11 protein-coding genes and 2 riboswitches are annotated in these 12995 nt (G+C 65.7%); of the genes, 4 read left to right on the forward strand and 7 right to left on the reverse strand.

Annotation, left to right across the window (positions count from 1 at the left end):
* Nucleotides 1–2 precede the first annotated feature (2 nt).
* From bluB to cobA, 5 genes are read right to left on the reverse strand one after another with little or no spacing between them, the layout of a single operon-like run.
* Nucleotides 3–662, reverse strand: coding sequence for a 5,6-dimethylbenzimidazole synthase (bluB, locus tag BN2475_RS11085; RefSeq protein ID WP_094779573.1), 660 nt, complete (start codon nucleotides 660–662; stop codon nucleotides 3–5).
* Nucleotides 646–1944 (reverse strand): cobyrinic acid a,c-diamide synthase CobB, encoded by a 1299-nt coding sequence (locus tag BN2475_RS11090; protein ID WP_094779574.1) that lies wholly within the window; start codon nucleotides 1942–1944, stop codon nucleotides 646–648. The genes bluB and BN2475_RS11090 overlap by 17 nt, the downstream gene beginning before the upstream one ends.
* 3 nt (nucleotides 1945–1947) lie before the next feature.
* A complete protein-coding gene (cobO, locus tag BN2475_RS11095) occupies nucleotides 1948–2550 on the reverse strand; it encodes a cob(I)yrinic acid a,c-diamide adenosyltransferase (protein WP_094779575.1) in 603 nt (200 codons plus the stop codon).
* Nucleotides 2547–3032, reverse strand: coding sequence for a cobalamin biosynthesis protein (locus BN2475_RS11100; protein ID WP_094779576.1), 486 nt, complete (start codon nucleotides 3030–3032; stop codon nucleotides 2547–2549). Before BN2475_RS11100 ends, cobO begins: the two co-directional genes overlap by 4 nt.
* On the reverse strand, nucleotides 3029–3817 hold the full coding sequence (gene cobA / locus BN2475_RS11105) for a uroporphyrinogen-III C-methyltransferase (RefSeq protein ID WP_167378147.1): 789 nt from the start codon (nucleotides 3815–3817) through the stop codon (nucleotides 3029–3031). Before cobA ends, BN2475_RS11100 begins: the two co-directional genes overlap by 4 nt.
* A gap of 238 nt (nucleotides 3818–4055) precedes the next feature.
* Nucleotides 4056–4295, reverse strand: a riboswitch (cobalamin riboswitch).
* Between the two features lie 68 nt (nucleotides 4296–4363).
* A riboswitch (cobalamin riboswitch) is annotated at nucleotides 4364–4643 on the forward strand.
* A gap of 205 nt (nucleotides 4644–4848) precedes the next feature.
* Between cobA and cobW the strand changes: the two genes are divergently transcribed.
* The 4 genes from cobW (at nucleotide 4849) to BN2475_RS11125 (ending at nucleotide 11557) form a co-directional block, all read left to right on the forward strand.
* Nucleotides 4849–5949, forward strand: coding sequence for a cobalamin biosynthesis protein CobW (gene cobW, locus BN2475_RS11110; protein ID WP_281254206.1), 1101 nt, complete (start codon nucleotides 4849–4851; stop codon nucleotides 5947–5949).
* Between the two features lie 6 nt (nucleotides 5950–5955).
* Nucleotides 5956–9759 (forward strand): cobaltochelatase subunit CobN, encoded by a 3804-nt coding sequence (gene cobN / locus BN2475_RS11115; RefSeq protein ID WP_094779578.1) that lies wholly within the window; start codon nucleotides 5956–5958, stop codon nucleotides 9757–9759.
* A complete protein-coding gene (locus tag BN2475_RS11120; protein ID WP_094779579.1) occupies nucleotides 9756–10886 on the forward strand; it encodes a magnesium chelatase ATPase subunit I in 1131 nt (376 codons plus the stop codon). The genes cobN and BN2475_RS11120 overlap by 4 nt, the downstream gene beginning before the upstream one ends.
* A gap of 131 nt (nucleotides 10887–11017) precedes the next feature.
* A complete protein-coding gene (locus tag BN2475_RS11125) occupies nucleotides 11018–11557 on the forward strand; it encodes a vWA domain-containing protein (RefSeq protein ID WP_425435518.1) in 540 nt (179 codons plus the stop codon).
* 93 nt (nucleotides 11558–11650) lie between these two features.
* Here the strand turns inward: BN2475_RS11125 and BN2475_RS11130 are convergent, their stop codons facing one another.
* Complete coding sequence (locus BN2475_RS11130) at nucleotides 11651–12595, reverse strand: flagellar brake protein (RefSeq protein WP_094779581.1); 945 nt, start codon at nucleotides 12593–12595, stop codon at nucleotides 11651–11653.
* Between the two features lie 163 nt (nucleotides 12596–12758).
* Nucleotides 12759–12995, reverse strand: a 237-nt coding sequence (locus BN2475_RS35010; RefSeq protein WP_218023690.1) for a hypothetical protein, incomplete at its 5' end; no start/stop codon positions are given.

A 12995-nucleotide genomic window follows, 5' to 3' on the forward strand; every position in this document is an offset into this window, starting at 1 on the left:
CACTATTCGGGCGTTGCGCCGCTATCCGGCCAGCGGTTCTCGAACACGCAATCGGCGAGTGGCAGGCGGCTTGCCCAGCGTTCGGTTTCGAGCATCGGCTCGCTGTAGAACCGGTCGACGTGGCCCAGACACAGAATCGCCACAGGCCGCGCGCCCGCTGGCATATGCAGCAGCGTGCGGACCGCGTCGACATCGAACAGCGACACCCAGCCCATGCCGAGACCTTCGGCGCGTGCGGCCAGCCACATGTTCTGGATCGCGCACGCCACCGACGCGAGGTCCATCTCCGGCAACGTGCGGCGGCCGAAGATATGCCGCTCGCGTCCATCCATCAGCGCGATCACCAGCAGTTCGCCGCACTCCAGCATGCCTTCCACTTTCAGCTTCATGAATTCGTCGCGGCGTTTGCCGAGCGCATCGGCGGTGGCGAGCCGTTCGCTTTCGACTGTGGCGTGCAAAGCGGTGCGCAACGCCGCATCGGTGATGCGCATGATCCGCCACGGCTGCATGAAGCCGACGCTCGGCGCGTGATGCGCCGCGTCGAGCAGGCGTTGCAGCACGACGGGATCGACCGGATCGCGCACGAAGTGGCGCATGTCGCGGCGTTCGTAAATCGCGCGGTAGACGGCGTCGCGCTCCGAGTCGTTAAAAGGCTTCGCCATGGAACAGGGCGGCTGTGAAGGCCGGGTTGGAGGGCCAGTAAGCGTGCATATAGGTCGCCACGATCGAGCCCGCGCGATACACGGCCTCGCCCGGCGGCTCGCCGTTCGGCCGGGTGGCTGAGCGCAACGGTGTGAGTGAGGTGCTCAGCGTCGAGTAGTGAAACGTGTGGCCGGTCAGCGGGCCGTGCGGACTGTCGAGCTGTTGCATGCCGAGCGCGGTGAAGCGCGCTTGCATCGTTGCATGGCCAGGCAGGAGGCCGAGCATTGGCGTGCTGGTGCCGCGCGTGTCGGTCAATCGTTCGAGCAGATAGAGCATGCCGCCGCATTCGGCGACCACCGGCTTGCCGGCTGCCGCATGCGCGCGGATCGAGGCGGCGCTGCGCATGCTGCCGGCGAGCGTCGCGGCGTGCAGTTCGGGATAGCCGCCTGGCAGATAGAGCGCATGCGTTTGCTCAGGCAACGCTTCGTCCGCGAGCGGCGAGAAGTAGTCGATCCGCGCGCCGAGTGCTTCCAGCAGCGTGACGTTGGCCGGATAGATGAATGAGAACGCGGCATCGCGGGCGATCGCGATGCGCTTGCCTTCCAGCAGGCGCGGCAATGCTTGCGGCGCAGCGGCGCCGAAGTCGACCGGCGGCGGCAATGCGGTGAGCGCGGTGTGCGCGAGCGTATCGGCCGCGTGGTCCTGCCGCGCGTCGAGATCGTCGATCTCCGCCGCCTGGTGCAAGCCGAGGTGGCGGTCGGGCAGCGCGATTTCATCGCTGGCCGCGATGTGTCCGCACCAGCGCACGCCGGGCGGCAACGCCACTTCGAGCATCTGCGCGTGCCGCGCGGAGCCGACGCGATTGGCGAGTACGCCATGAAACGGCACCTGCGGCCTGAAGCGCGCGAGGCCGAACGCGACCGCGCCGAAAGTCTGCGCCATCGCCTTCGCCGAAATCACCGCGAGCACCGGCACGCCGAAGGTGGTCGCGAGATCCGCGCTGCTCGGCGTGCCGTCGAATAGCCCCATCACACCTTCGATCAGGATCAGATCGGCTTCGGACGCCGCCTGCGCGAGCAGGGTGCGGCACGCCGCTTCACCGACCATCCATAGATCGAGCGATAGCACCGGCGCGCCGCTCGCTCGCGCGAGAATCATCGGATCGAGAAAATCCGGCCCGGTCTTGAAGACGCGCACGCGCCGCCCCAGCCGCCGGTGATAACGCGCGAGACCCGCGGTGATCGTGGTCTTGCCTTGCCCCGAAGCGGGCGCGCTAATGAACAGGGCCGGGCAGGCGGACATGGCTCAGAACTCCACGCCGCGCTGTGCTTTCACACCTTGCTCGCGATATGGATGCTTGACGATGCGCATCTCGGTGACGAGGTCGGCGGCTTCGATCAATGCGTCCGGCGCGTGACGGCCGGTCACCACCACGTGCAGCATCGCGGGGCGCGCGTTCAGCACGGACAGCACTTCGTCGAGCGGCAGGTATTCGTATTTCAGCACCGTGTTCAGCTCGTCGAGGATCACCATCTGGTAGTCGCCGCTTTCGATCATCCGGCGCGCTTCGTTCCAGCCTTTGCGCGCGGTCGCGATGTCGGCGTCGCGGTTCTGGGTGTTCCACGTGTAGCCATCGCCCATCGTGACGAAATCGCAATTGGCGATCGCGCCGAGGAAGTCGCGCTCCGACGTATGCAGCGCGCCCTTGATGAACTGCACGACGCCAAGGCGCATGCCGTGTCCGAGCACCCGCACGGCCATGCCGAACGCGGCCGTAGTCTTGCCTTTGCCGGTGCCGGTGTTGACGATCAGCAGCCCCTTCTCGATGGTGGCGGCGGCCTGCTTCTTTTCATGGCCTTCGCGCCGGCGCTCGGTCATGCGTTGATGCGATTCGGGATCGGTCTTCATCGGAGGTCCTGTTCGTGAGGGGCGTTGAGGGTCGGTGCGGCGCCGGTGTCGGTGTCGGTCGAGGCGATGGCCACGGTGACGCCGGCGTGCACGGTCTTGGGTACGACGAGGCGCGCATGCAGCGCGGCGTTCGGGGCAGGTTGGTCCAACTTGGCCGATGCGTTCATCGCAGTCATCGCGTTCATCGCGGCAAGCAGCGCGCACGGTTCGCAGACGCCGTCCACGCCAAGATGTTCTTGCACCGCCGCCGACCCGTTCGCGATAAGTGTCGCGGCAATTTGCTCACGGCTGAACAGTTGCAGCGGCAGCCCGTGGCGCGCGCAGAATTCGAGCAGGCCCGCTTCGTCGGCTTTGATGTCGATCGAGGCCACCGTGCGAATCTGCGTGAGTGCATACGGGCCGAGCGCGGTGCGCACGGCCGCTTCGATGTGCGCGGCCGAACTGTGCCGGCGGCAGCCAATGCCGACGCTGAGCGTTTTCATTGGTCGTCCGCCTGGTGGGAGGGAGTGCCGCTTTGTCCGGCATCTGTCGTACTGGGGTCGACGACTGCGCGCGCTAGCGCGAGCGAGGCGACCCCGCCGATCACCACGATCGCCGGCGAACCGAGGCCGGCGCGTGCGACGGCCCCGGCAAACTCATCGAGACGCGCGAGCACATGGCGTTGCCCGGGCCGCGTCGCCGACTCGATGGCCGCGCACGGCGTGTCGGCGCGCATGCCGGCCGCGAGCAACGCGCCGACGATCTCGTTCAACCGTCGCATGCCCATATAGATGACCAGCGTCATGCGCGTGGCGACGAGTGCGGCCCAGTCCGGCTCGCCGCTGCCGGCGCCGTGGCCGGTGACGAACACCACGCCCTGCGCGAAATCGCGGTGCGTGACCGGAATGCCGATCGCCGCGGGCGCGGCGATGCCCGCCGTGATGCCGCTGATGATCTCCACGTCGATGCCCGCCGCCTGCAGCGCCTGCTGTTCTTCGCCGCCACGGCCGAACACGAACGGATCGCCGCCTTTCAGACGCGCGACGCTGCGCCCGGCTCGCGCATGCGCGAGCATCTGCGCGACAATGCCGGCCTGCGGCGTGGACGGATGTCCGCCGCGCTTGCCGACATACACGACCAGCGCGTCGGCACGCGCGAATTGCAGCACATCGGGATTCACCAGATCGTCGACCAGCACCACGTCGGCTTGCGCGAGCGCGCGGGTCGCCTTCAGCGTCATCAATTCGATGTCGCCCGGACCTGCGCCGATCAACCACGCGCGGCTCATCGCAGCGCGCATGACGCGCGCCATGCGGTGACTGGCGGGAGCGGGCAGGACGCGAAGCCGCGTCGGCGGACAGACATTGAGGTCATGCAGTGCTACGGATTCGTGCACGACGCAAGCGCGGGCTGTAACGCCTTCTTCCATCGGGGAAACGTCGACGGATGCGCTTCGTCATGCTTGAGCGCCTTCACATCCGTCCCTCGCGGATTCCGGCGGCCAGCGGCGTGACGTCATGAACGCACGGCCGCCTCCGCGTCTGGCCGGTATCCGGGCTGGCGGCCTCACGCGCTTTGCCTTCCCGTCCGGATCGATCGGACAGTGGCATAGAAAACGCATGCGCGGCGCCACAGAACGGAGTCTGGCGTCGCAGGTCGCTTACCGTTGCGGGGACAGCACAGGTTGAGCGCATCGGGCGCGGCCTGTTTCCCGTTTAACTGCACACGCGAATGCATGTGCGAGCACCAAACGCGCGCATACGATAGCACATGGCGCCTTGGCCCGATAAGCGTGCCTGGCTCGTGTTCGCTTGACCGGGTGGGGCCGCGGGCCTACACTCGCACGCACTTTGGTGCTCGTATGCGCGTTCGTGCGCATGCAGTTAAACGGGAAACAGGGTGCCCGCCTGCTTCGGACCGGGTCAACCTGTGCTGCCCCCGCAACGGTAAGCGAAAAGCGGCGCTGGCTCGATGGCTGGGCGCCGCAAAGCAGGCTTCGATGTCCACGCGCAAGGCCGCGTCGACATATCACCACTGGGCGAGAAATCACTCGCCCGGGAAGGGGAAGCGGCGCTTTCGCCAGCCCGGATACCGGCCAGAATACGCAGGACGAACCTCGCGGGGATGCGACGGTGCGCCCATGACCTCATTTCGCTTTCTGCTGTTTCGTTGTTGCGGCAACGCCGTCCTTCGTCCCCGTGTGCTGTGATTGCGCTGGCTTGCCGGACGTGCCCCCGCGTACGATCCACTGGCCGGCCCATGCAGACAGACGCGCGGACACCCGGTGTGCCCGTGCAACCCCTAAGGATGGACCTCACGATGCAAACCCAGATGCGCAAGATCCCCGTCACCATCGTCACGGGCTTTCTCGGCAGCGGCAAGACCACGCTGCTGCGGCACATTCTTCAGCACGCCGGCGGCAAACGGATCGCCGTGATCGTCAACGAGTTCGGCGAACTCGGCATCGACGGCGAGATTCTCAAGGGTTGCGGAATCGGTTGCGATGAGAACGGCGTCGAAACCGAAGGGCAACTGTATGAACTCGCGAACGGTTGCCTGTGCTGCACCGTGCAGGAAGAATTCTTCCCGGTAATGGAACGGCTCGTGGAGCGCCGCGAGCAGATCGATCACGTGCTGATCGAAACTTCCGGTCTCGCGTTGCCCAAGCCGCTCGTGCAGGCGTTCAACTGGCCGCTGATCAGGAACAGCTTCACCGTCGATGCAGTGGTGACGGTGGTGGACGGCCCGGCCGCCGCGAGCGGCCAGTTCGCCGACAATCCAGTGGCCGTGGACGCGCAGCGCAAGGCCGATCCGAATCTCGACCACGAGTCGCCGCTGCACGAGTTGTTCGAAGATCAGCTGTGCGCGGCCGATCTGGTGATTCTGAACAAGACCGATCTGCTCGACGACGCGCAGCAACTCGCGGTCGAAGCCGTTATCCGTGAGGAGATTCCGCCGCAGGTGAAGATCGTGCGTGCGCACATGGGTCAGCTCGATCTGCATACGTTGCTGGGGCTCGAAGCGGCATCGGAAGAAACGATCCACTTGCGCCACGATCATCACGGCTCGGCCGACGACCCCGATCATCACCATGACGAATTCGATTCGGTGGTCGTAGAGGCGAACGCGCTGTCGCGCGAAGCGGTGATCGCCGCGCTGCAAGGGCTCGTCGAAACGCACACGATCTACCGCGTCAAGGGTTTCGCGGCACTGCCGGGCGCGGCGATGCGTTTGGTGATCCAGGGTGTGGGCCGGCGCTTCGACAGCTACTTCGATCGACGCTGGCAGGCCGGCGAAGGCGGTGACGGCTACCCGAGCCGCTTCGTGCTGATCGGCGAAGACCTCGATCAGGCCACGCTGCAACGCGCGTTCGAAGCGGCACTCGGCGCGCCGTCGGACCTCGAAGCACGCGAGGCGTAAGCGCTCATGCATCTGCTGCGCACGACGCCGGGCGGTTTCGTCGACGATACGCAGGGCGTGATCCGCATCGATCAGCAGCCCGCCGATATCGTGATACTCAGTTCCGCCGACACGACTCTGTCGCTGCTCGCGAGCGCGGTGCCGCGACTCGGCGACGGCTTTCCCAGCGTGCGGCTCGCGAACGTCACGTATCTGCGGCAACCGGCGTCGGTCGATTTTTACGTCGACGACGTGTTGCAGCATGCGCGCGTGGTGGTGGTCGACCACCTTGGCGGCGAGGCCTATTGGCCGTATGGCATCGAGCAGGTGGTCGCGCTGGCGGAGCGCAAACAGCAAACGCTCGCGATGTTTTCCGGCGACTTGCAGGAGGATCCGAACCTGCTCGCGCGCAGCACGGCCGACGCCGATCTGTGTCATCAGCTGTGGCGTTATCTGCGCGAAGGCGGGCCGCTCAATGCCGAAGCGTTTCTGCGTTGCATCGCGCACCGCGCGCTCGGCTGGGGGCGCGAGCCGGCGCCGCCGCGTGCGTTGCCGGCCGCGTCGCTCTACCATCCCGAACGCGACACGCCGACCCTTGCCGACTGGCAGGCGCGCTGGCAACCGGACGCGCCGGTCGTGGCGATCCTCTTCTATAAGGCGCATCTGCAAGCGGCCAATACGGCGGTGTTCGACGCGCTGATCGATGCGCTCGCGGCGCAAGGGCTGAATGCGCTGCCGATCGCGATCACGTCGCTGAAAGACGTGATGAGCCGCGACGTCGTGCAATCGCTGTGCGCGCAGCACGAGGTCGCGCTGGTGTTGAATACGACCGCGTTCGCCGCGTCCGCGATCGACGACCCCGAGCCGCTCGCGCTCGCCGGCGATGCGCCGGTGCTGCAGGTGATTCTGAGCGGCGGCAATCGCGAGGACTGGCTCAAGGACAATCACGGCCTCAACTCGCGCGACATCGCGATGCATGTCGCGCTGCCGGAAGTGGACGGCCGCATCATCACGCGAGCCATCAGCTTCAAGGGGCTCGCATACCGTTGTCCGCACACCCAGGTCGATGTGGTCCGTTATCGGCCGGATCTCGAGCGCGTGAGCTTTCTCGCCGAATTGAGCCGCCGCTGGTGTCGTCTGCGTTCGCTCGATAACGCCGACAAGAAACTCGCGCTGATTCTCGCTAACTATCCGATGAGCGAAGGACGCATCGGCAATGGTGTGGGGCTGGACACGCCGGCGTCGGTGGTCGGCATTCTGGCGATGCTGCGCGACGAGGGCTATCGCGTCGCCGACTTGCCCGCCGATAGCGACGCACTGTTGAAGCAGCTCACCGAAGGCGTGACCAACGACCCGGTCGTGCGCGACCTGCGCCCCGCGTTGCAGAGCCTCGCGCTCGACGACTACCTCTCGTACTTCAACGCATTGTCCGCCGCGACACGCCATGCGTTGAACGCACGCTGGGGCGCGCCCGAGCAGGACCCGACGCTGCGGCGCGGCCGCTTCATGATCGCGGGCTGGCGCTGCGGGCAGGTGTTCGTCGGCATCCAGCCTTCGCGTTCGCGCGAGCAGGGCGATTACGCGAGCTATCACGACGCCGAGCTGGTGCCGCCGCATGCGTATCTGGCGTTTTACTTCTGGCTGCGTCACCAGTTCGGTATCGATGCGGTCGTCCATGTCGGCAAGCACGGCAATCTCGAGTGGCTGCCCGGCAAAAGCGTCGCGTTGAGCGACGCGTGCTGGCCCGATCTGATTCTCGGGCCGATGCCGCATCTGTACCCGTTCATCGTCAACGATCCGGGTGAGGGCAGCCAGGCCAAACGCCGCGCGCAGGCCGTCATCATCGATCATCTGATGCCGCCGCTCACGCGCGCCGAAAGCTATGGACCATTGCAGGACCTCGAACGCCAGGTCGACGAGTACTATGAAGCGCTGATGGTCGATCCGCGCCGCGCGAAGCTGTTGCGGCAGACGATTCTCGCGACCATCGTCGAGCACAGGCTGCACGAGGAGCTGAGTCTCGCACAGCCGAACGGGCAGGACGATGAAGACGCGCTGCTCACGCGCGTCGATGCGTGGCTGTGCGAGCTGAAGGAAGCGCAGATTCGCGATGGCTTGCACACGTTCGGGCAATCGCCCGGTGGCGTGCAGCGGCGCGATACGCTGCTGGCCCTGGGACGCTTTCCGGTCGGCGATGGGCAACGCGGCAACGCGGGACTGATCGACGCGTTGGCGCGCGATCTGCGGATCGACCATCTGTTCGATCCGTTGTCGGTGGATTGGTCGGCGGCGTGGGACGGTCCACGTCCCGACGTGTTGCAGCAGGTGAGCGATGCGCCGTGGCGGCATTGCGGCGATACGCGCGAACGTCTGGAGTTGCTGGGCGCCGAACTGCTGCGCGACTTGTGTGGCGATCGAACGCATATCCGGGCGATGCCTTGGGCCGGGACGCTGCCACAAACGGAGCAGGTCATCGAGCGTTTGCGCGACGACGTGCTGCCGCGGCTCGACGCGTGCGGTCCACAGGAAACGGCACAGCTCAGGCGCGGTCTCGAAGGGCGCTTCGTGCCGCCTGGGCCGAGCGGTTCGCCGTCGCGCGGACGGCCCGATGTGTTGCCCACTGGTCGCAACTTCTATTCGGTCGATACGCGTGCGGTGCCGACCCAGGCCGCGTGGTCGCTCGGCTTGAAGTCGGCGCAGCAATTGATCGAGCGGCATCTGCAGGACAAGGGCGATTATCCGCGCGCAGTCGGGCTCTCGGTATGGGGCACCGCGACGATGCGCACCGGCGGCGACGATATCGCCCAGGCGCTCGCGTTGCTGGGCGTGCGGCCGAAGTGGGCGCCGGGCAGTCATCGCGTGACTGACTTCGAGATCATGCCGATCGACGCGTTTGGCCGTCCGCGCATCGATGTCACGTTGCGTGTGTCCGGTTTTTTCCGCGACGCCTTCGCGAACGTCATGCATCTGTTCGATGCGGCCGTGCAGGCCGTCGCCGAACTCGACGAACCTGAGGATCTGAATCCGGTTCGCGCACGTGTGCTGCGTGAGCGCGACGCGCTGATTGCGCGTGGCATGGATCCCGCCGAAGCGCGCAAGCGCGCCGGCTGGCGTGTGTTCAGCGCCAGGCCCGGCGCGTATGGCGCGGGCTTGCAGGACATGATCGACTCGCAACGCTGGCAGACCGACGCCGATCTGGCGAGCGCGTATCAGGCGTGGGGCGGCTACGCATACGCGCAAAAGAGCGTGGGCGAAGAGGCGCGTCATGCATTCGGCGAGCGTCTTGCCACCATGGACGTGGTGTTGCAGAACCAGGACAACCGCGAACACGATCTGCTCGATTCGAATGACTACTACCAGTTCCAGGGCGGCATGGTCGCGGCGGTGCGTCATCTGGCCGGCAACCAGCCGAGTGTGTATCACGCGGATCACAGCAATCCGGCCGCGCCGCGCGTGCGTACGCTGCATGAGGAGATCGCACGCGTGATTCGCTCGCGCGTGGTCAATCCGAAATGGCTCGATGGCGTGAAGCGTCACGGTTATAAGGGCGCGGCCGAAATCGCTGCGACTGTCGACTATCTGTATGGGTACGATGCGACCGCACGGGTGATCACGGATCATCAATATGCGCTCGTCACCGACGCGTATCTGAACGATGCCGGTACCCTCGAGTTTTTGCAGCGACACAACCCACATGCGTTGCATTCGATTTGCGAGCGTCTGCTCGAAGCGATGCAGCGCGGTTTGTGGCAGATGCCAGGCGACTATCGCGCGCAGGTCGAGCAGCATCTGCTCGCGAGCGAGCAGCAGATCGAAGGAATGCAACCATGAGTGCAACAAAGCCAGACGGGAACGAGCAGGCGAGCCAACCGACCGTCCAGCGGCCCGCGTTTCCGTTTGCCGCATTGATCGGCCAAACGCCTTTGCAGCATGCGCTGCTGCTGACCGCGATCGACCCTGGGCTGGGTGGCGTGCTGGTCAGCGGGCCGCGCGGCACAGCCAAGTCGACCGCGGCTCGCGCGCTCGCCGAACTGTTGCCGCAAGGGCAGCTGGTGAATCTGCCGCTCGGTGCGAGTGAAGATCGCCTGATCGGCACGCTCGATATCGAAACCGTGCTGCGCGACGGCTCGGTGCGATTTTCGCCGGGCCTGCTTGCGAAAGCACATCACGGCGTGCTGTATGTCGACGAGGTCAACCTGCTGCCCGATACGCTCGTCGATGCATTGCTCGACGTCGCGGCGAGCGGTGTGAATACTGTCGAACGCGATGGCGTTTCGCACAGCCACGACGCGAGCTTCGTGCTGATCGGCACGATGAATCCGGAAGAGGGCGAGTTGCGGCCGCAATTGATCGACCGCTTCGGCTTGATGGTCGAGCTGCAGAACTGTTTCGAGCCGCACGTGCGTCAGGCGATCGTGAAGGCGCGGCTCGCGTTCGATTTCGATCCGGCGGGTTTTCGTGCGGGCTATGCGCAGCAACAGGCGGCGTACGTGCAGCGAATTCGCGCGGCGCGCGAAGCGCTGCCGCAGCTCGCGTTCAACGACGCCGTGCATGCGCGTGTCAGTGCGTTGTGCATCGACGCGGCCGTCGACGGTCTGCGCGCCGATCTCGTGATGCTGCGCGCGGCGCGTGCGCTGGCCGCGCTGGAGCAGGCGGCCGCGGTGACGGCGGAACATGTCGATCGGGTTGCCGAGGCGGTGTTGATTCATCGGCGGCATCGGGATCGTCAGTATTCCCGGCGTGACGGTCAGCAGGATGGCGACACGCGTGAGAGCGGGACGCAGCAGCAAGCGAATTCGGGCGGCGGCGCAGACCGTTCGCATGCGCCTGAACCCGCGCTGGATGCCGCACCGTCGCTGCCTACCGCCGGCAATCACGACTGGGGCTATCTGCCGCCGCAACCGGCGGGTACCACACAGGTCAAGGGCGTCATCCCGCTTGGCGTAAAAAAACGCTGAGCCATCGGAAGGGCGCCGCCGCTGACTCGCGCAGCGGCTTTCGATGGCGACGACGCACAGGCGCAAGTTCGCGCAGTCATTTGCAAGGCGAACCGGGCAAGCGCATCGCGTGGCCACAGACGCTGGCCGCGATGCGCGAGGACGTGCTGCGCGCTGAGCATCTGCGCTTCGTGCGCGAAGCGCCACACGGCGGCGTGCTGCATTGCTTCGTACTCGATTGCTCCGGTTCGATGCTGGCCGGGCAGCGTCTCGCGCTCGCGAAGGGCTTGCTGGTTGCGTTGTTCGACCGCGTGAGCGCCGCGCGTGACGAGGCTGCGCTGGTCTGTTTCGGCGGTGCTGGCGCGGACGTGCGGTTCGGTCCGGCGGTGCCGCGCTGGTGGAACGAGCGGTGGCTCAGGCCAGTGGGCGGTGGTGGCGGCACGCCGCTTGGCTCGGGCGTGCAGCGGGCGGCGCGGTTGCTTGAGCGCTGCGCGAGCGCGAAGCCCGCGCAGCAGCGCTGGCTGTGGATTCTGTCCGACGGACGTACGCGTGATGAACCCGCGCGTCCGCTCGATGCGGATGAAGTCGTGTTCATCGATTTCGAGCGCGGCACGATACGGCTAGGCCGTTGCGAAGCACTCGCCGATGCGTGGGGGGCGCGGCTCGTTACGCCGGAACAGTTGATTGGCTGAGCGGTGCGTGCTCTGTGCGGCGCGCCGCGCGCCCTGTTCACCCTTTGTACCCTTTGCACCCTGCGCCGCGCCATGCCGCTCGCCTGCGAACGCCTAGTTCACGCCATTCGACCAATAGAGCACATCGTCCTGGCGATCGAAGACGAACACTTTCATCGCCATCTGCTGGGCGGTGTCGAGTCGATCCAGTTCGAGTCCGTGATTCGACGGCTCGCCCGGGCCGGCCCCTTTCTGCACGTTGCGGATGATCGCGGTGGTCTCGATCTGCGTGTCGAATTCCGCCGACTTCAAGTGGAAGGCGAGCCGCAGCCGTTCGCCGACCACGCCGAGCGTCCACGAGGTCATCAACGACATGCCGAGCGCGCTGATGCCCTTGGCAAGTCCCAGCCCTTCATAGGATCCGCCTGTTTCGCCGATGCCGAACCGTACCGCGAGGTGCGTGTGCACGCGGATCGACTTGCGCTCGCGCAGGCGGCGGATCGCGCCGGGTTTGGACAGCACGACGTAGTCGAATGGCGAACGGCAGATCGCCTCGACCGTGCAGACGAAACGGAACACGGCCTGGCTGGCGATCGCGACGAGCTCGATGTTTTCGCCGGGCGCGAGTGGCGCCATGCGGCCTTGCTGCAACGGTGGCGTGATGAAAAGCGCGTGATTGGGCGCGAAGCCGATGATGCGGCACGGGTGCATCGGCGCGCCGCTGGCGAGCTGCGAGCGCACGCCGATCAATGCACCTATTTCCAGGTGCATGTCCTTGATCGTCAGTTCACTTGCGGCGTCGGCCGGCTGCGTGGAGATGGGCGGCAGTTTGGTGTCCGTGTCGAGCAGATCGCCGCGCTGCGGCTGAAAGTGTGCGAACAGAAAGTTGCGCTCGTCGGTGGTCGCGAGGATGGTACCGGCCGCGAACAGCAGCGTGCCGTCGGCGCCGACGATCGGCCAGGCGAGCGGTGTGCCGACCGGCACTGCATCGGGGCTGAGCGCCGGCGACCGGGCGTCGGATGAGGTTTCCGCGACGTGGTCCTCGACGAGATTGTTCATGGGCAAAATTTTATTTGAATGACGGGATATCCCGGTTGACGGCGTCAGAGGGGGAAACTTTAGTTACAAGAGTTGGGTGGCAGATCTCCTGCCGTTTGGGTCAGTGTGGGTCGAGTTAGATCGGATAACTAACTAATTTGAGAGGTATTGCCGACGGTGCGGCTTATGCGCTGTTTAAAAGAAATTTCACAAATGGGCTTGACGGCCTGACATCGGCTCTCCATAATTCCGCTTCTCTGCTGCTGATGCAGCGACGCAGACCGAAGCGGTGCCAGGTGGTGGTTGAACCGGGTGCGGTCGGGTAGGCGGATCGATCTTTAAAAACTAACAGCCGATAAGTGTGGGCGCTTGATGCGGAATGCGACGGCGGATTCTTTGGGGAGTCTGCGGTCAGGCAAAA

This window comes from Paraburkholderia ribeironis (assembly GCF_900019265.1).
GTDB classification, from domain to species: domain Bacteria; phylum Pseudomonadota; class Gammaproteobacteria; order Burkholderiales; family Burkholderiaceae; genus Paraburkholderia; species Paraburkholderia ribeironis.

Excerpts from the sequence above, each read along its gene's own strand:
- bluB (WP_094779573.1), bottom strand. The coding sequence starts at position 662 with ATGGCGAAGCCTTTTAACGACTCGGAGCGCGACGCCGTCTACCGCGCG.
- BN2475_RS11090 (WP_094779574.1), bottom strand. The coding sequence starts at position 1,944 with ATGTCCGCCTGCCCGGCCCTGTTCATTAGCGCGCCCGCTTCGGGGCAA.
- cobO (WP_094779575.1), bottom strand. The coding sequence starts at position 2,550 with ATGAAGACCGATCCCGAATCGCATCAACGCATGACCGAGCGCCGGCGC.
- BN2475_RS11100 (WP_094779576.1), bottom strand. The coding sequence starts at position 3,032 with ATGAAAACGCTCAGCGTCGGCATTGGCTGCCGCCGGCACAGTTCGGCC.
- cobA (WP_167378147.1), bottom strand. The coding sequence starts at position 3,817 with ATGAGCCGCGCGTGGTTGATCGGCGCAGGTCCGGGCGACATCGAATTG.
- cobW (WP_281254206.1), top strand. The coding sequence starts at position 4,849 with ATGCAAACCCAGATGCGCAAGATCCCCGTCACCATCGTCACGGGCTTT.
- cobN (WP_094779578.1), top strand. The coding sequence starts at position 5,956 with ATGCATCTGCTGCGCACGACGCCGGGCGGTTTCGTCGACGATACGCAG.
- BN2475_RS11120 (WP_094779579.1), top strand. The coding sequence starts at position 9,756 with ATGAGTGCAACAAAGCCAGACGGGAACGAGCAGGCGAGCCAACCGACC.
- BN2475_RS11125 (WP_425435518.1), top strand. The coding sequence starts at position 11,018 with ATGCGCGAGGACGTGCTGCGCGCTGAGCATCTGCGCTTCGTGCGCGAA.
- BN2475_RS11130 (WP_094779581.1), bottom strand. The coding sequence starts at position 12,595 with ATGAACAATCTCGTCGAGGACCACGTCGCGGAAACCTCATCCGACGCC.